Origin of the sequence: Streptomyces sp. YS-3 (assembly GCF_045257485.1) — a bacterium.
In the GTDB taxonomy this organism is placed as follows: domain Bacteria; phylum Actinomycetota; class Actinomycetes; order Streptomycetales; family Streptomycetaceae; genus Streptomyces.
Genome location: NZ_JBJHPC010000031.1, coordinates 1 through 17,316, shown reverse-complemented (window position 1 = coordinate 17,316; position 17,316 = coordinate 1). Strand labels below are relative to the sequence as shown.

13 protein-coding genes and 1 pseudogene are annotated in these 17,316 nt (G+C 72.9%); 11 read left to right on the top strand and 3 right to left on the bottom strand.

What is annotated here, in order from left to right; translation table 11 throughout:
- The first annotated feature begins 10 nt into the window (after positions 1 to 10).
- The 6 genes from ACJA3G_RS05230 to pssA all read left to right on the top strand — a co-directional run bounded on the left by ACJA3G_RS05230 (position 11) and on the right by pssA (position 6,384).
- A complete protein-coding gene (locus ACJA3G_RS05230; protein WP_406551676.1) occupies positions 11 to 2,023 on the top strand; it encodes a protein meaA in 2,013 nt (670 codons plus the stop codon).
- A complete protein-coding gene (locus tag ACJA3G_RS05225) occupies positions 2,020 to 2,979 on the top strand; it encodes a CoA ester lyase (protein ID WP_344081573.1) in 960 nt (319 codons plus the stop codon). The genes ACJA3G_RS05230 and ACJA3G_RS05225 overlap by 4 nt, the downstream gene beginning before the upstream one ends.
- A 4-nt stretch (positions 2,980 to 2,983) precedes the next feature.
- Positions 2,984 to 3,496: a MaoC family dehydratase gene (locus ACJA3G_RS05220; RefSeq protein ID WP_406551675.1), complete on the top strand. Its 513-nt coding sequence runs from the start codon at positions 2,984 to 2,986 to the stop codon at positions 3,494 to 3,496.
- Between the two features lie 2 nt (positions 3,497 to 3,498).
- Complete coding sequence (locus ACJA3G_RS05215; RefSeq protein WP_188272373.1) at positions 3,499 to 4,704, top strand: acyl-CoA dehydrogenase family protein; 1,206 nt, start codon at positions 3,499 to 3,501, stop codon at positions 4,702 to 4,704.
- A gap of 185 nt (positions 4,705 to 4,889) precedes the next feature.
- A complete protein-coding gene (locus tag ACJA3G_RS05210; protein WP_344081582.1) occupies positions 4,890 to 5,546 on the top strand; it encodes a phosphatidylserine decarboxylase in 657 nt (218 codons plus the stop codon).
- A complete protein-coding gene (gene pssA, locus ACJA3G_RS05205; RefSeq protein WP_358833650.1) occupies positions 5,533 to 6,384 on the top strand; it encodes a CDP-diacylglycerol--serine O-phosphatidyltransferase in 852 nt (283 codons plus the stop codon). The genes ACJA3G_RS05210 and pssA overlap by 14 nt, the downstream gene beginning before the upstream one ends.
- 270 nt (positions 6,385 to 6,654) lie before the next feature.
- Here pssA and ACJA3G_RS05200 read toward each other — a convergent pair whose 3' ends face one another.
- Positions 6,655 to 7,791, bottom strand: a complete 1,137-nt coding sequence (locus tag ACJA3G_RS05200) for a glycerate kinase (protein ID WP_406551674.1) — start codon at positions 7,789 to 7,791, stop codon at positions 6,655 to 6,657.
- A 143-nt stretch (positions 7,792 to 7,934) separates the two neighbouring features.
- On the opposite strand from ACJA3G_RS05200, the pseudogene ACJA3G_RS05195 reads away from it, so the two are divergent.
- The 5 genes and pseudogenes from ACJA3G_RS05195 to ACJA3G_RS05175 all read left to right on the top strand — a co-directional run.
- A pseudogene (locus tag ACJA3G_RS05195) lies at positions 7,935 to 8,171 on the top strand (NUDIX hydrolase); the annotation flags it as partial.
- Positions 8,172 to 8,237: 66 nt separating this feature from the next.
- Positions 8,238 to 8,642, top strand: a complete 405-nt coding sequence (locus ACJA3G_RS05190; protein WP_406551673.1) for a CU044_2847 family protein — start codon at positions 8,238 to 8,240, stop codon at positions 8,640 to 8,642.
- A 3-nt stretch (positions 8,643 to 8,645) separates the two neighbouring features.
- Positions 8,646 to 10,901 carry a trypsin-like peptidase domain-containing protein gene (locus ACJA3G_RS05185; protein WP_406551672.1) on the top strand — a complete coding sequence of 752 codons (2,256 nt, stop codon included), beginning with the start codon at positions 8,646 to 8,648 and terminating at the stop codon, positions 10,899 to 10,901.
- The gene (locus tag ACJA3G_RS05180) at positions 10,898 to 11,851 is read left to right on the top strand and encodes an AAA family ATPase (protein ID WP_406551671.1); all 954 of its coding nucleotides are present in this window, start codon (positions 10,898 to 10,900) and stop codon (positions 11,849 to 11,851) included. The genes ACJA3G_RS05185 and ACJA3G_RS05180 overlap by 4 nt, the downstream gene beginning before the upstream one ends.
- 2 nt (positions 11,852 to 11,853) lie before the next feature.
- Positions 11,854 to 15,246, top strand: a complete 3,393-nt coding sequence (locus ACJA3G_RS05175) for an SAV_2336 N-terminal domain-related protein (protein ID WP_406551670.1) — start codon at positions 11,854 to 11,856, stop codon at positions 15,244 to 15,246.
- 17 nt (positions 15,247 to 15,263) lie between these two features.
- On the opposite strand, the gene ACJA3G_RS05170 is transcribed toward ACJA3G_RS05175, so the two are convergent.
- Together ACJA3G_RS05170 and ACJA3G_RS05165 are read right to left on the bottom strand one after the other, a co-directional pair.
- A complete protein-coding gene (locus ACJA3G_RS05170) occupies positions 15,264 to 15,761 on the bottom strand; it encodes a methylated-DNA--[protein]-cysteine S-methyltransferase (RefSeq protein WP_406551669.1) in 498 nt (165 codons plus the stop codon).
- Positions 15,762 to 15,772: 11 nt separating this feature from the next.
- Complete coding sequence (locus tag ACJA3G_RS05165; protein WP_406551685.1) at positions 15,773 to 17,242, bottom strand: AlkA N-terminal domain-containing protein; 1,470 nt, start codon at positions 17,240 to 17,242, stop codon at positions 15,773 to 15,775.
- Positions 17,243 to 17,316: the final 74 nt, after the last annotated feature.

Sequence of the window (17,316 nt, the reverse complement as noted above, 5' to 3'; positions counted from 1 at the left end):
GGAGCGACACATGACTGAGCGTCACAAGGACCGGCCCTGGCTCATGCGGACGTACGCCGGTCACTCGACCGCCGAGGCGTCCAACGAGCTCTACCGGCGCAACCTCGCCAAGGGTCAGACCGGTCTGTCGGTCGCCTTCGACCTGCCCACGCAGACCGGCTACGACCCGGACCACATCCTCGCGCGCGGCGAGGTGGGCCGGGTCGGGGTCCCGGTGTCCCATCTCGGTGACATGCGGCGGCTGTTCCAGGACATCCCCCTGGAGCAGATGAACACCTCGATGACCATCAACGCCACGGCCATGTGGCTGCTGGCGATGTACCAGGTGGTCGCCGAGGAGCAGGGCGCCGACATCACCCGGTTGCAGGGCACGACGCAGAACGACATCGTGAAGGAGTACCTGTCGCGCGGGACGCACGTCTTCCCGCCCGGTCCGTCGCTCCGGCTGACCACCGACATGATCACCTACACGGTCAACCACATCCCCAAGTGGAACCCGATCAACATCTGCAGCTACCACCTCCAGGAGGCGGGGGCCACCCCGGTCCAGGAGATCAGCTACGCGATGTCGACCGCGATCGCCGTGCTGGACGCGGTCTTCGCCTCCGGTCAGGTCCCGGAGGACCGCAAGGGCGATGTGGTGGCCCGGATCTCGTTCTTCGTGAACGCGGGCGTCCGGTTCATCGAGGAGATGTGCAAGATGCGCGCGTTCGGCCGCATCTGGGACAAGGTCACCCGGGAGCGGTACGGCATCGAGGACGCCAAGCAGCGCCGCTTCCGCTACGGCGTCCAGGTCAACTCCCTCGGGCTGACCGAGGCGCAGCCGGAGAACAACGTCCAGCGGATCGTCCTGGAGATGCTGGCCGTGACGCTGTCCAAGGACGCCCGCGCGCGGGCCGTCCAGCTCCCCGCCTGGAACGAGGCGCTCGGTCTGCCGCGCCCCTGGGACCAGCAGTGGTCGCTGCGTATCCAGCAGGTCCTCGCCCACGAGAGCGACCTGCTGGAGTACGAGGACATCTTCGCCGGGTCGCACGTCGTCGAGGCCAAGGTCGACTCGCTGGTCGAGGAGTGCCTGGCCGAGATCGAGCGCATCGAGCGGATGGGCGGGGCGATGGCGGCCGTCGAGTCCGGCTACCTCAAGTCGCAGCTGGTCTCCTCGCACGCCGAGCGCCGGGCCCGGATCGAGGGCGGCGAAGAGAAGATCATCGGTGTCAACTGCTACGAGTCGACCGAGCCCAGCCCGCTCACCGCCGACCTGGACACCGCGATCATGACGGTGGACCCGGCGAACGAGGCGCGGGTGGTCGCGGGGCTCCACGAGTGGCGCGACAACCGGGACGAGGCCCGGGCCTCGGAGGCCCTGGCGGCCCTGAAGAAGGCCGCCGCCGGGTCGGAGAACATGATGACCGCGACCCTGGAGTGCGTCCGTGCGGGCGTCACCACGGGCGAGTGGTCCTGGGCGCTGCGGGACGTCTTCGGCGAGTTCCGGGCGCCGACCGGTGTCTCGTCCGCGCCCGTCGCGGTCACCGCCGAGGCGGGCACACCGCTGGCGCTGGTGCGCGAGAAGGTGACCCGTACGGCCGATGAGCTCGGCTCGGGCCGGCTGCGCCTGCTGGTGGGCAAGCCGGGCCTGGACGGTCACTCCAACGGCGCCGAGCAGATCGCCGTACGCGCGCGTGACGCCGGTTTCGAGGTGGTCTACCAGGGGATCCGGCTCACCCCCGAGCAGATCGTCGACGCCGCTCTGGCGGAGGATGTGCACTGTGTGGGCCTGTCGATCCTGTCCGGCTCGCACGCGGAGCTGGTCCCGGACGTGCTGGCCCGGCTGCGCGAGGCCGGCGCGCCCGACATCCCGGTGATCGTCGGTGGGATCATCCCGCCGGCGGACGCCGAGGAGCTGTGCAAGGCGGGTGTGGCCGCCGTGTTCACCCCGAAGGACTTCGGTATCACGGAGATCATCGGCCGTATCGTCGACGAGATCCGGAAAGCGAACAAGCTCGACCCTCTGGAGGTCCCCGCATGACCGTCAACCGTCTCCGCCCGCGCCGTTCGTGCCTCGCCGTCCCGGGCTCGAACCCGCGCTTCCTGGAGAAGGCGCAGGGCCTCCCCGCCGACCAGGTCTTCCTGGACCTGGAGGACGCCTGTGCGCCGCTCGCCAAGCCGGAGGCCCGGCACACCATCGTGAAGTTCCTGAACGAGGGTGACTGGACCGGCAAGACCCGGGTGGTCCGGGTCAACGACTGGACGACCGAGTGGACGTACCGCGACGTCGTCACCGTCGTCGAGGGCGCGGGGCACAACCTCGACTGCATCATGCTGCCGAAGGTCCAGGACGCCCAGCAGATCGTGGCGCTCGACCTGCTGCTCACCCAGATCGAGAAGACGATGGGCTTCGAGGTCGGCAAGATCGGCATCGAGGCGCAGATCGAGAACGCCCAGGGCCTCAACAACGTCAACGCCATCGCCCAGGCCTCCCAGCGGGTCGAGACGATCATCTTCGGCCCGGCCGACTTCATGGCCTCCATCAACATGAAGTCGCTGGTCGTGGGCGAGCAGCCGCCCGGGTACCCGGCCGACGCGTACCACTTCATCCTGATGAAGATCCTGATGGCGGCGCGGGCCAACAACCTCCAGGCGATCGACGGCCCCTACCTCCAGATCAAGAACATCGACGGCTACAAGGCGGTCGCCCAGCGTGCCGCCGCCCTCGGCTTCGACGGCAAGTGGGTGCTGCACCCCGGCCAGGTCGAGGCGGCCAACGAGGTCTTCTCGCCCTCCCAGGAGGACTACGACCACGCCGAGCTCATCCTCGACGCGTACGAGTACTTCACCTCCGAGGCCGGCGGCAAGAAGGGCTCGGCGATGCTCGGCGACGAGATGATCGACGAGGCCAGCCGCAAGATGGCGCTGGTCATCTCGGGCAAGGGCCGGGCGGCCGGTATGCAGCGCACGTCGAAGTTCGAGATCCCGGAGGCGTAACCCCATGCAGTTCGGCCGCACCTACGAAGAGTTCACCGTCGGGGACGTGTACAAGCACTGGCCCGGCAAGACGGTGACCGAGTACGACGACCATCTGTTCTGTCTGCTCACCATGAACCACCACCCGCTCCACATGGACGCCAACTACGCCGAGAACACCACCGACTTCGGCAAGAACGTGGTGGTGGGCAACTACATCTACTCGCTGCTGCTCGGTATGAGCGTCCCGGACGTGTCCGGGAAGGCCATCGCCAACCTGGAGATCGAGTCGCTGCGGCACGTGGCGCCGACCTTCCACGGCGACACGCTCTACGGCGAGACGACGGTCCTGGACAAGACCCCGTCGAAGTCGAAGAACGACCGCGGGATCGTCTACGTGGAGACCAAGGGCTACAAGCAGGACGGCACCCTGGTGTGTGTCTTCCGCCGCAAGGTGATGGTCCCCACCGAGACGTACATCAAGGAGCGCGGCGGCGAGCAGCCCGGCCGCCCCCAATTGAAGCAGCAGGAGAAGTAGCCATGGCCCGTCTCGCGCAGACCGCCGGTCTGACCGACGTCCAGCAGGAAATCCTGGCCACCGTCCGGGACTTCGTCGACAAGGAGATCATTCCGGTCGCGACCCAGCTGGAGCACAAGGACGAGTACCCGACGCAGATCGTCGAGGGCCTCAAGGAGCTCGGCCTGTTCGGGCTGATGATCCCCGAGGAGTACGGCGGCCTGGGCGAGTCGCTCCTGACGTACGCCCTGTGCGTCGAGGAGATAGCGCGTGGCTGGATGTCGGTCTCCGGCATCATCAACACGCACTTCATCGTGGCGTACATGCTCAAGCAGCACGGCACCCAGGAGCAGAAGGACACCTTCCTGCCCCGGATGGCGCTCGGCGAGGTGCGCGGCGCGTTCTCGATGTCCGAGCCCGCGCTCGGCTCGGATGTGTCGGCGATCACGTCCAAGGGCGTCAGGGACGGCGACGAGTACGTCCTGAACGGCCAGAAGATGTGGCTGACGAACGGCGGAACGTCGTCGCTGGTGGCCGTTCTGTGCCGGAGTGACGAAGGACACCCCGAGGGGACCGCGCCCCACAAGTCGATGACGACCTTCCTGGTGGAGAAGGAGCCGGGCTTCGGCGAGGTGCGTCCGGGTCTCACCATCCCCGGCAAGATCGACAAGATGGGTTACAAGGGCGTCGACACGACCGAACTCATCATGGACGGACTGCGCATTCCGGCCAATCGGGTCCTGGGCGGGGTCACCGGCCGAGGGTTTTACCAAATGATGGACGGCGTCGAGGTCGGCCGCGTCAACGTCGCGGCGCGTGGCTGCGGCGTCGCTCAGCGTGCATTCGAGCTGGGTGTCTCGTATGCCCAGCAACGTCACACTTTCGGCAAGGCGATCGCCCAGCACCAGGCGATTCAGTTCAAGCTGGCGGAGATGGCTACCAAGGTGGAGGCCGCTCATGCCATGATGGTCAACGCAGCACGCAAAAAGGACTCCGGGGAACGAAACGACCTGGAAGCAGGGATGGCGAAGTACCTCGCCTCCGAATACTGCAAGGAGGTCGTGGAGGACGCCTTCCGTATCCACGGTGGCTACGGCTTCTCGAAGGAGTACGAGATCGAGCGCCTGTACCGCGAGGCGCCGATGCTGCTCATCGGTGAAGGTACCGCCGAGATCCAAAAAATGATCATTGGACGTCGGCTTCTCGAAGAGTACCGATTCCAGGGTTGATTGTCGCTTTTAGGTCGGTTCGGCCGCGAAGAAGATCACACCCTGTAGGCGCTGCCCGAGGGCTTCCGGCCGACCGACTCGGCTTCTGGCTTTCCCAGTTGCGGCTCGCAACCGATAGCATCGCTGGTAAACCAGCCGCCGTCCCCCACTTGCCAGCGCGGCATCATCCGCTACGAAGGTCATCCATGCCCCACAGCCAAACCTCTGCATCTCGCGACGGTTTCCTCCAGGGACGTCTTGCTCGCGGAGCATCGCCGTGGCTTCTGCCGACCGTCGCCACCGCAGCCCTCAGCCTCGCCCGCGCGCGCCGCTCCGGCGCCGCCAAGGCAGTGGCCGTACCCGCCACCGCGCTCGCGGCGGGCATGCTGTGGTTCTTCCGCGACCCCGAGCGCGAGATCGCATCCGGGCGGGTCATCTCCCCCGCCGACGGTGTGGTGCAGAGCATCATGCCGTGGAAGGACGGACGCACCCGCGTCGCGATCTTCATGAGCCCGCTGAACGTCCACGTCAACCGCGCGCCCCTGGCGGGCACGGTGACCTCCGTCGAGCACGTGCCCGGCGGGTTCGTTCCGGCGTTCAACAAGGAGAGCGAGAACAACGAGCGCGTTGTCTGGCACTTCGACACCGAGCTCGGTGACATCGAGATGGTGCAGATCGCGGGTGCTGTGGCGCGGCGGATCGTCCCGTACATCCCCCAGGGCACGAAGGTGGAGCAGGGCGAGCGCATCGGTCTCATCCGGTTCGGCTCCCGCGTCGACATCTACCTTCCGGAGGGGGTCGAGGTCGCGGTCGAGGTCGGCCAGAAGACCACTGCGGGGGTGACTCGAATTGACCGTGATTGATCCTGACACCCAGACCGACTGGGTGCCGGGCACGGACGCCGGCGACGACGCGGAGGAGATGCCCCTCTCCCTGCGGCTGTCGATAGCGGACACCCTCACGCTCGGCAACGCGACCTGCGGATTCATGGCGGTGTACTTCACCACCACCGGAATCCTCATCCCGCACCTGTCGGGCAGCGCCGAGACCGGCATGGCGCGGCACTCCGCCGCGACCGCCGTGATCCTGATGCTGCTCGCGGCGATCTTCGACCTCTGCGACGGCCTGGTCGCGCGGAAGCTGCGGAGCTCGCCGATGGGCGCCGAGCTGGACAACCTCTCGGACCTGATCAGCTTCGGGCTCGCCCCGGCGTACTTCGTCCTGGTGTACGGCATGGTCGCCGACGACGCCCACCAGCGCGTCGCGGCCGTGGCGGCGATCACCGTGCTGCTCGCGGTGGTGCTCAGACTCGCGCGGTTCTCGTGCGTGACGATGAAGGACGGCATGTTCCAGGGCATGCCGAGCCCCTTCGGCGCGCTGACCGTCGTCTCGATCGTGCTCCTGGAGCTGCCGTTCGTGCCGACGCTGCTCGCCGTCATAGGGGTGGCGTGGCTGATGGTCAGCCGGGTCGAGTACCCGAAGCCGCGGGGGATCCTCGCGGTGGCCATGCTCAGCTGGATCGTGGGGGCGATGGGGCTGCTGGCGGCGTGGGCGTTCGACGCGCCGGGCGGTCAGCTGCTGCTGCAGACGGGCTGCGTGCTGCAGGTCGTGCTGGGCGCGGTGATTCCCCTGTTCGCCACGGCTCGCCGGGTGAACACGATTCGCGACAACCGCCGTGAGGCGCGGGCGGCGCAGCCGTAGCGCCTGGCGGCGCGGTGTGAGGGCCCTGGACCGTTTCGGTCCGGGGCCCTTTGTCGTGCCCGATCTTTGTCCGCGGGCCGGGGGTGGGAATTGTGCCCGGCCTTTGTCCGCGGGCCAGTGGGGGCTGGTCGCGCAGTTCCCCGCGCCCCTTCAGGGCGCCCCTGGGCGCCTTCAGGGGCGCGGGGAACTGCGCGGGCGACCGGACCACCGGCCCGCGGACGCACGAGGGTTTCCAGGGGCGCGGGAGGCGCCGGGTCGCCCGGGGACGGGTCAGGTCAGGAAGTCCCTGGCCAGGCGTTCCGCGGTGCGTTCCAGCAGCGGCCCCGCCTCCGCCATGCATCGCGCCGGATCCGGCTCCAGGTCGGTGAGGGCGTACGCGCGGCGGATGCCGGCCCTGCCCAGGGCCTCCGGGAGCAGGGCCAGGCGCCCGCAGACCGCGACGACCTCGACGCCGGCCGCCCGGGCCGCCGACGCCACCCCGGCCGGCGCCTTGCCGTGCAGGGTCTGCTCGTCCAGCGAACCCTCACCCGTGATCACCAGCGTGGCCCGGGCGAGGGCCGGGGCGAAGCCCAGGACGTCGAGCATGACCTCGATGCCCGGCCGGAACGTGGCCCCCAGGGCCACCAGCGCACCGTAGCCGATGCCGCCCGCGGCCCCCGCGCCCGGGGCGAGCGCCGCCTCGGCCGCGCGGGCGCCCAGGGAGGCTTCCAGGACCTCGGCGAAGTGGCCCAGCGCCGCGTCCAGGGTCGCCACGTCCTCGGGCGTGGCACCCTTCTGCGGGCCGTACACCGCGGGCGCCCCCTTGGGCCCGGTCAGCGGGTTGTCCACATCGCTGGCCAGGACGAGGTCGACCGAGGCGAACCGGGGGTCGAGACCCGAGAGGTCCGCCGTCGCCAGCGTCGCCAGCGGGCCGCCGCCCGGCGCCACGGGCTCCCCCGCCGCGTCCAGGAAAAGGGCGCCGAGCGCCGCGAGCATGCCCGCCCCGCCGTCCGTGGTGGCACTGCCGCCCACCCCGAACACGATGGTGCGCGCCCCCGCGTCCAGCGCGGCCAGCAGCAGCTCGCCCGAGCCGTACGTGGTGGCGGTCAGCGGGGCGAATTCGCCCTCGGGGAGGTGCTGGAGGCCGGACGCCTCCGCCATCTCCACCACGGCCACCCCGTCCCGTACCGCGAAGGCCGCGGTGACCGGGGTGCCGAGCGGGCCGGTGACCCGGGCCTCGCGGCGGGTGAACCCGGCCGCGACCGCCGCCGCGACCGTGCCGTCGCCGCCGTCGGCGACCGGCAGGGTCTCCACCGCCAGCCCGGGGACGACCCGCCGCAGCCCGGCCGTCACCCGCTCCGCGACCTGTACGGCCGTCAGCGAGCCCTTGAACTTGTCCGCCGCCACCAGCACGCGCGCGGTCTCCAAAACTGCTCCGTCCGTCACCTTGCCATCCCTTGCTGTCGAACAGGCAGTCGCGCCGCTGACGACCCTATCCGCCGGGCGCACCCCTGCCCATAGGCGTCATGCACGGTGGGACGGCGTGCCGCCCGACAAAACCTCCATAGCGCGGCAGGGCCCGGCCGCCGATCGCCGCGTACCTGTACGACGGCGGCGTCCTCACCGAGGAGCGGTTGCGGGCGGTCCGCCTCCAGGAGGAGGAGCTGCTCGACTGGCGGCCGGTGGCGCGCGAGGAGATCACCGCGCATCCGCTGGACCGGCTCGGCAACGGGGTGCTCGCCACGCTCGACGTGCCGGCGGCCGGGACGGGGACGGCGGAGCCGGAGAACGGGCGGCGGGTGGGCTGACGACCGTACGCCTCCGGTTCCGTCAACTCTGCTGCCCTGTCGGCCCGTTGGCCGCACAATGTCCCCGTGCCGCATGACGACTACGTGGAACTCATCCTCGACGACGGCGCCCGCGTCCGAGTCGGGCTCTCACCCGTCGGCGTACCCCGGACGGCCCCGGACGACGATCTGCCCGGCGGGGTCGGCGGGGGGACGCCCGCCGGGCGCGGCGAGCGGGTCGCGGCGCTCGCCACGGACACCCTCGCGGCCGTGCTGAGACCGCTGGGGCCCGTCCTGCAGCAGGTGCACGACGCCGTACGGGGCATCGCGGATCCGCCCGACTCGCTCGCGGTCGGCTTCGGGGTCCAGATCGGGCACGACCTCAAGCTCGGGATCGTCGGTGCCAACGGCCAGGCGAGCATGACCGTCTCGGCCACCTGGAACCTGCGCCCCGACGCCCCGGGCCCCGGCACGGACACCGGCGGCAACTGAGCCGTGGGCTGGTTCAAGGCGCCGGACCCGGACCCGTCGGCCGACGCGCGCGGCGCGCTGGTGCGGGTGCTCTCGGCCGACCGGGGACGCACCGCCGGCGCGGGTGTCTACCTCGCCGGGCGCAGACTGCTGACCTGCGCACACGTCGTCAACGCCGCCCTCGGCCTGCGGATGCTGAGCCCGCGCGATCCGGGCGCGGTCACCCTCGACGTCTCCTTCCCCGCGCTGGCCGCGGGCGCGGCGGGCGCCCGGCAGGCGCGGCTGGTGGCCTGGGTGCCGCCACGCGCCGCGCACCACCAGGGCCCGGTGGCCGACGGCTCCCCGGAGTGGGGCGGCGACCTGGCCGTACTGGAACTGGACGAGGAGCCGCCGTCCCCGGTGGGCCCGGTGCGCTGGCAGGACATGCGGGCCGGACAGCTGGTGCGGGCCTGGTACGGCGGTGGCCAGCCGTTCTCGTACGCGGACGTCCAGGTCGGCTCGTGCGACGGGCGGGTCGGCTATCTCGACGGGCGGCTCTCGGGCGCGGCCGTGGACGACGGGTACAGCGGCGGGCCCCTGTGGTCGCCCGCCGACGGCGCGGCCGTCGGCCTGGTGATGGGCCGCATCACCCCGCCGGCAGGGGAGTTCGACGCCCAGCACACCCTGCGCCGCAGCTGGGGCCTGACCTGGCAGTCGGTCCGGCAGGAGCTGACGCGGGTGGGAGCGGCGCCGGACCCGGTGTTCGGGGCGCGCGAGGGCGGCGGCGCGGCGGGCGACGACTCGGTGCGGGACATGATGGTCGGCCCGCTGCACGCCCTGCTGGGCGATCCCACCGTACGGGCGGCACATGCCACCGCGCTCGGCGCGGCGCTCGGGCTGCGCACCCGGACGGACGGGACGGCGCCGTCGGTGGAGGAGCTCGCGGTGGTGCTGTGCACGGTCGAACGCGCGCTGCCCACCCTGGCCGAGTCGCTGGCGCCTTCCCTGGAGGGGGCGCGGGACCGCGCCGGGCTGGACCGGCTGCTCGCGCTCGGCCGGCTCACCGACGCCGCCGGACTGCTCTCCGTCGCCGAACACCGGGCGCTGCTGGTGAAGTGGGACCATCTCACCCGCCGGGATCCGGGGCTGCTGCCCCGGGCGGCGACGGCGGCGCTGCCCTATGTGGACCTGCCCCGTTCGCTGACGGCCGCGCGGCTCGCCCCCGAGGACGTGCCCGGCGCGGTCCGCGAGCTGGAGGAGTGGCCCGGCGACGGCTCGCCGGTGCCGCACGAGACGCCCCGGCTGCCCGCCCTGCTGCGGGTGGTGGAGTACGCCGCCGCGGAGACCGGCGGTATGACCTGCCAGGCGCTCCAGGAGTGGAGCGGCCGGGTCGCGGCCCGGCTCGGCATCCACCCCTCGGCGCTGGGCGAGCGCCGGGCGGACGCGGCACGCTGGTCGGCCCGGTCGGCCGGTACCGGGGTGCGCGTCCTGGTGGAGCTCGCCCGCCACCCCCAGGACCCGGCCGGCCACTACCGGTGCGCGGTGTGGCGGATGCGCGCCGACGGCACGGCCGCCCGTACCGCCACCGGCACCGACCGCCCGCGCACCGGGCGGGAGATCGCCCGGCTGGTGCGCGAGGTGGCCGGGGGCGCGGAGGGCGCCGGGCAGAACGTGGCGCTGGTCGCGGTCTCCGTCGCCCCGGACGCGCTGCACCTGCCGGTGGACGAGTGGGACGGGGCCGGCGCCGACGAGTTCTTCCCGGCGCGGCTGGGCGAGGACTTCCATCTGGTGCTGCGCTGCCCGCAGATCAGACGCCGTTCGCGCACCGGCGCGGGCGACCTGAAGCGCCGCTGGGGCGCCCGCCACCAGAGCGAGCCGCTCGTCGCGGACCACCGGATCTCCGACGAGATGGAGCTCATCCGGCTGCTCAAGACAACCCACTACGACGCCGCGCGCGTCCTCCTGCACGGGCCCCCCGCCGGCCGGACGCGGCTGCTGCACTTCTGTCTGGCCATGGGGGTCCCGATCGTCCTGTGGGACCGCGCGGCCGTCGAGCCCGCCGACGCGGCCCGCCTCGACGGGGCCGCGCCGCACGGACCCGTCGACGAACTCCCCGAAAGAGTCCGGCACTTCCGGGTCCGCGCCTACACGGACCCCGAGGTGCCCACGCGGCCGGCCCTGGTGTGGGAGGACGCCGAGCTGCCGCTCCCCGACGAGCTGCAGCTCGCCGACCCCGCGCAGGAGCCGGGCGTACCGGAAGCCATCGGCCGCCCCTCGGAAGGAACGGATCAGGCGACATGACGCAGAACGACGGGTGGCGGCTCTTCCGCGGCGACCGCACACCCCGGGAGGTGGAGTTCCCCGAGGCGCCGCCGTGGCGCCAGTTCGCGGGCGGCGCCCCGGGCACCCGGGTGCGCCACCGCCCGTATCTGATCGGCCGCACCGAGGCCGACGTGGTGAGCGCGGCGCTGCATCTGCGCCGCCCGCTCCTGGTCACCGGCCACCCCGGCACCGGCAAGTCCTCCCTGGCGCACGCCGTCGCGCACGAGCTGTCGCTCGGCCCGGTGCTCCAGTGGCCCGTCAACAGCCGGTCCGTGCTCAAGGACGCGCTGTACGGCTACGACGCCATCGGGCGGCTGCGCGAGACCCATCTGCGCCAGGAGCACGGCTCACCCGAGCCGGACATCGGCACCTTCGTCCGGCTGGGCCCGCTGGGCACCGCGCTCGTTCCCGGCCGCCGGCCCCGGGTCCTGCTGGTGGACGAGCTCGACAAGGGCGACGTGGACCTTCCCAACGATCTGCTGACGGTGTTCGAGGAGGGCGAGTTCGAGATCCCCGAGCTGTCACGGCTGCCGGAGGCGCAGTCCGAGGTGCCGGTGCTCACCCATGACCCCGACGGCGGCCGGGTGACGGTCCACCGGGGGGTGGTGCGCTGCCGTGAGTTCCCGGTGGTGGTGATCACCAGCAACGGCGAACGGGACTTCCCGCCCGCGTTCCTGCGGCGCTGCGTCCGCCTGGACCTGCCGGACCCGGACGAGGAGCGGCTGCGGGACATCGTGGCCGCGCACCTGGGCGACGGGGCCCTCGACGGCGTGGACGACCTGCTGCACGCCTTCCTCAACCGCCGGGCGCCGGGCGAGCTCGCCACCGACCAGCTGCTCAACGCGGTGTTCCTGCGCAAGGGCGGGGTGAATCTGAACGCCGAGGGCCTGCTGGACGCGGTGCTCCACCGGCTGGGCGGATCGGTCTAGCCGTGCCGCGCGCGGAGCCCCCGGACGCCCTGGCCGGGCTCGCCGCCCTGGTGGGCCACGAGCTGTCCACGCACGAGCTGCTGGACACGCTGTGGCTCGCCACCCGGCTGCCCCGGGGCTCCGCCGCGCCGCTCGCGAGCGCCCTTGCCCCGGACCGGACGCGCCGGCCGGACCCGGAGCCCTGGGAGGCGACCCGGACGCCGCCCGAGGGCACGGCGGTGCCCCCGGACGGCCCGGCGGCTCAGGCCGGGGAGGGCGAGGGCTCCCAGCCGCCGCTTCCCACCCAGCTGCTGGGCGCCCTGCACGCGGCGGCGGCCTCCCGCAGCGCCCCCGAGTTCACCGAGGCCACCGCCTCCCCGCCGCTCCCGGTCCAGGGCACCGGGGCCCTGCCGGTGCGCGTGCCCGAGGAGAAGGCGCTCGGCGACGGCGAACTGCGGCTGAGCCGGTCCCTGCGGCTGCTGAAACAGCCCCGTCCCGGCTCGCACTTCTGGGAGTTCGACGAGGAGGCGACCGCCACCGCGATGGCCGAGAGCGGTCTGCCCGACGTGGTGCTGCGGCCCGCCCGGCGGCGCTGGCTGGACCTCACCCTGCTCATCGACGACGGCCTGTCGATGCTGCTGTGGCGCAGGCTCGCCACCGAACTGCGCTCCGTCTTCGAGCGGCTGGGCGCCTTCCGCGACATCCGGGTGCACGGCCTGGACGCGCGCTCGCCCGACGCGCCGGGCCTGCGGGTACGCCCCTTCGACCCCGGCGGCCCGCTGCTCTCCCCCGCCTCCGCCGCCGACCCCTCGGGCCGCACCCTGGTCCTGGTGATCAGCGACGGGGTGGGGGCGTGCTGGCGCGACGGACGGATGCACTCCGCGCTGGAACGCTGGGCGCGCCAGGGCCCGACGGCCGTGGTGCACGCGCTGCCGTCCCATATGTGGGACGCCTCGGGCATCCGCTCGGAGCAGTGGTCGGTGACCACCCGGCGGCGCGGCGCGGCCAACCACACCTGGGAGGTGACCGACCCGCTGCTGCCGCCGGGCCTGGGCGACCGCTTCCCCGGGGTGCCGGTCCCCGTACTGGAGCCGTGTCCCCCGGCCGTCGCCGCCTGGGCACGGCTGGTGGCGTCGCCCGGGGCCGGCGCCGAGCTGCCGCTGCTCGCGCCGCCGGGCGCGCGGGGCCTGCGGGGCGAGGCGGCCACCCGGGGCACGGACCCGGCCGACGCGGTGCTGCGGTTCCGGGACGCGGCGTCCCCGCAGGCGTACCGGCTCGCCGCGCACCTCGCCGCGATCTCGCCGCTGACGGTTCCGGTGATGCGGCTCGTCCAGGCGGCCGTGCCGTGGCGCTCCGACACCGCGCACCTGGCCGAGGTGTTCCTGGGCGGCCTGATGCGCCGGGCCGACCCGCCCGGCGCCGCCCTGCCCGCCCAGCACCGCCGGTTCGGCTTCCTCGACGGTGTCCAGGAGATCCTGCTCGACACCGCCTCCCCCATCGACCTGCTGCGCACCACCCGCGCGGTCACCGACCGCCTCGCCACCCTGGTGGGCCGCTCCCCCGACTTCCCCGCCTGGCTCGCCCACCCGTCGGGGACGGGCGAACTCCTGCCGGGGACCCGGCCGTTCGCCTGGCTGGAGGACCGGCTGCTGACCCATCTGGGGGCGCGGCCGATGGCGCCCGTCCGGCCGCCGCCGGTGACCGAGTACCAGCAGGTGGGGCTGCCGTCCGGGCTGGAGACAGCACCCTGCTGGCTGCCGCTGCGCCTCCAGGACCTGCACGCGCTCGGCCCGTACACGCTGCTGATGCGGCAGGACACCGGCGGCAAGCCCGTCGCGTACATCGGCGAGGACGCGGACGGCCGGAAGGTGCTGCTCCGGGTCGCCCACACCTCGGACCCGCCGGTCGCCCGCGAACTGCTCGCCACCGAGTACCGTGCGCTGCGGCGGATGGACGGGGTGTACGCGCCCGGGGTGATCGCCGGCGACCTCCGCCCCGGCCTCAGCTGGAGCACCCCCTGGATCGCGCTGCGGCTCGACAGCCTGAGCACCGGCCTTCCCGCGCCGACCCTGCGCGCGGTGCTGCACGCCACCGGACCGCTGCGCGACTCCGCGCTCCTCGCCTGGCTGGGCTGGAGCCTGGCCCGGGCCATCAACCGCTGTCACCGCCGGGGCCTGGTCCACGGCTCGCTGACACCCGGGACGGTCCTCGTCACCGAGCGGACGCTGCACATCATCAGCTGGGCGTCGGCCCGGATCGACGGCGCCTCCAGCGCGTCGTCGCTGGCCATGCCCACCAACTCGCCCTACCGCGCCCCGGAGGTGACCTCCTGGAGCGAGTCCCGGATCGCCGCTGGCGACGTGTACGCGGTGGGCACCATCCTGCTCGAAGCGGTCACCGGACGGCACTGGCGCTGGTACGAGCACGACGTGCTGCGCCACCACCCGGAGTTCCGCCGTCTGGAGGAGAGCCTGCGCGATCTGCTGCTGCGCTCGGTGGACGAGGAGCCCGAGGCCCGGCCGACCGCGCGGGAGATGGCCGAGGCGTTCGGCTCGCTCCTGGGGACGCCGGTGGAGTGGGACGACGAGGACGACGACCAGGTCGCGGCCGACGCCGAGGAGGACCCGGAGGACGAGGCGGGCCGCGAGGAGTGGATCCGTGCCATCCGGGCGCCGCTGAGCCGGCCGCTGCGGATCGCGGTCCTGGGGGTGAAGGACCGGGCCGGGTGCACCACGACCACCACGGTGCTCGGCGCGATCCTGGCCGAGCAGCGCCAGGAGCGTGTCCTGGCCGTCGACACCGACCGGCACGCGGGCAGCCACATCCATCTGGCGCGCCGCGTGTACCGGGCGACGGCGGCCCGGCTGACCGAGCTGGCCCACTCCGCCCACGAGGTCTCCGGCTTCGAGGTGCTGCGCCTCTTCCTCTCCCAGCACCGCTCCGGGCTGATGGTGCTGGCCAACGACTCGGTCTCGCACCCGCCGACGGTCGGCCAGTTCTCGGATCAGGAGTACCGCAGGGTCGCGGAGGTGACGGCCCCCTACTTCGACATCGTGCTCGCCGACACGGACAAGTTCCCGCAGGCGGTGCTGGAGCTCGCCAACCGCGTGGTGATCGTCTCCCGGGCCGACCCGGCCGGGGTCACCCAGGCCCAGCAGGCCGTCGACCGGCTGATGGCGCTGGGCCGCCCCGACCTGGTGGCGGACGCGGTGGTCGTCCTCAACCACAGCCGCCCGGCCGCCGGCTGGACCCTGGACGCGGCCACCATCCGCAGCCTGAGCTCCCGCTGCAGGGGTGTCCTCATGATCCCCCGCGACGGCCATCTGACGACGGGCAGCACGGTGGAGCTGTCCTGGCTGGCGCCGGAGACGTACAAGGCGTTCCTTCGTCTGGGGGCGCTGCTGGTGGGCGACTGAGCGAGCGCGGCGGGCCCTCAGAACAGGGCGTCCTCCGGCGCCCCCTTCTCGAAGGCCAGCAGCCGCTGCTTGCGGTCGAGCCCGCCGCCGTACCCCGTCAGACCGCCGCCGGAGCCGATCACGCGGTGGCAGGGGACGATGATGCCCACCGGGTTCCTGCCGTTGGCCAGGCCCACCGCGCGCGAGGCGCCGGGCTTGCCGAGCGCCTGGGCGAGTTGCCCGTAACTGCGCGTCTCGCCGTACGGGATGCTTCGCAGCTGGTCCCACACCGCGCGCTGGAAGTCGGTGCCGCGCAGGTCCAGTTCCAGGTCGAACGCGGTGAGCTGGCCCGCGAAGTACGCGTCGAGCTGGCGGATCACCTCGGGGAAAGGCCCGCCGTCGTCGGGCTCGCCGAAGGTCTCCTGGGGCGGCCGGTGGCGCTGGCCCTCCATGTAGAGGCGGCTGAGGACGCCGTCCTCGGCGACGAGGGTGAGCGGCCCGTACGGGCTGTCGGTGACGGTGTGTGTGGTGGTCATCGTGGAGGTCCTCATACGGGGAGGTGGTTGATGGGGTGGTCGTCGGTCGCCCAGAGGTACTGGACCGCGTAGGCCCGCCAGGGGCGCCAGGCCGCGGCGCTCGCGGTGAGCGCGGCGGGCGAGGACGGCAGGCCGAGGGAGCGGGCCGCGCGGCGCACGCCGAGGTCGGAGGGGAGGAAGGCGTCCGGGTCGCCGAGCGCCCGCATCGCGATCACCTCGACGGTCCAGGGGCCGAAGCCCGGCAGCTCCAGGAGCTGGGCCCGGGCCCGGTCCCAGTCGGTGTCGATGCCCAGCGCGAGGCTGCCGTCGGCCAGGCCCGCGACCAGCGTGGTCAGGGTGGTACGGCGGCTGCGCGGCAGGGCCAGGGACTCCGGGTCGAGACCGGCCAGCGCCTGCGGGGCGGGGAACAGATGGGTGAGCCCGCCCCCCGGGTCGGCCACCGGTTCGCCGTGCGCCGCCACGAGCCGGGCCGCGTGGGTGCGGGCGGCGGCGGTGGAGACCTGCTGGCCGAGCACCGCCCGTACGGCGAACTCCGCCACGTCGACGGTACGCGGCACCCGGCGTCCGGGGTCCTTGTCGACCAGCGGGGCGAGCAGCGGGTCGGCGCGCAGCCGGTCGTCGACGGCGACCGGGTCGGCGTCGAGGTCGAGCATCCAGCGGCAGCGGCTGATGGCGATGGTGAGGTCGCGCAGATCGGTGAGGGAGAGCAGACAGCCGATGTGGTCGGGACCGGGGGTGAGTTCGACGATGCCGTGCCCGTACGGGAGGGACAGCGTGCGGCGGTACGCGCCGCCCCGCCACTCCTCCACACCGGGCACCGCCGTCGCCGCCAGGTGCCCGAAGAGGTTGTCCGGGTTGAGCGGGGCGCGGTAGGGAAGCCGCAGAGCGATCGTGCCGGGGGCCCGATGGGCGATGCCCCGCGCGGCGCGGGCGCGCAGTTCGGTGGGGGCGAGCGCGAAGACCTCGCGGACGGTGTCGTTGAAGGTGCGCACCGAGGCGAAGCCCGCCGCGAAGGCGACGTCGGCCATCGGGAGGGCGGTGGTCTCGATGAGGATCCGCGCGGTCTGGGCGCGCTGGGCCCGGGCCAGGGCGAGCGGCCCGGCGCCGAGCTCGGCGCGGAGCTGGCGCTCGATCTGGCGCTCGCTGTACCCGAGCCGCGCGGCGAGCCCGGTCACGCCCTCGCGGTCGACGACGCCGTCCCGGATGAGGCGCATGGCACGGGCGACGGAGTCGGCGCGGGCGTTCCACTCCGGGGAGCCGGGCGTGGTGTCCGGCCGACACCGCTTGCAGGCCCGGAACCCGGCCTGCTGGCAGGCGGCGGCGCTCGGATAGAAGGTCATGTTCTCGACCTTGGGCGGCACGACGGGGCAGCTGGGCCGGCAGTAGATACGGGTGGTGAGGACGGCGGTGAAGAACCACCCGTCGAAACGGGCGTCCTTGGACTGGACGGCCCGCACGCAGCGCTCGGCATCGGTGTACATGGCCGCGGGGGCCGCCGGGGCGGCGGCCCCCGCGGCCATGTACACCGATGCCGAGCGCTGCGTGCGGGCCGTCC

What these genes read in the sequence shown, in the direction of transcription:
- ACJA3G_RS05220 (WP_406551675.1), top strand. Translation starts at nt 2,984, where the DNA reads ATGCAGTTCGGCCGCACCTACGAAGAGTTCACCGTCGGGGACGTGTAC.
- ACJA3G_RS05230 (WP_406551676.1), top strand. Translation starts at nt 11, where the DNA reads ATGACTGAGCGTCACAAGGACCGGCCCTGGCTCATGCGGACGTACGCC.
- ACJA3G_RS05180 (WP_406551671.1), top strand. Translation starts at nt 10,898, where the DNA reads ATGACGCAGAACGACGGGTGGCGGCTCTTCCGCGGCGACCGCACACCC.
- ACJA3G_RS05210 (WP_344081582.1), top strand. Translation starts at nt 4,890, where the DNA reads ATGCCCCACAGCCAAACCTCTGCATCTCGCGACGGTTTCCTCCAGGGA.
- ACJA3G_RS05170 (WP_406551669.1), bottom strand. Translation starts at nt 15,761, where the DNA reads ATGACCACCACACACACCGTCACCGACAGCCCGTACGGGCCGCTCACC.
- ACJA3G_RS05225 (WP_344081573.1), top strand. Translation starts at nt 2,020, where the DNA reads ATGACCGTCAACCGTCTCCGCCCGCGCCGTTCGTGCCTCGCCGTCCCG.
- ACJA3G_RS05165 (WP_406551685.1), bottom strand. Translation starts at nt 17,242, where the DNA reads ATGTACACCGATGCCGAGCGCTGCGTGCGGGCCGTCCAGTCCAAGGAC.
- ACJA3G_RS05215 (WP_188272373.1), top strand. Translation starts at nt 3,499, where the DNA reads ATGGCCCGTCTCGCGCAGACCGCCGGTCTGACCGACGTCCAGCAGGAA.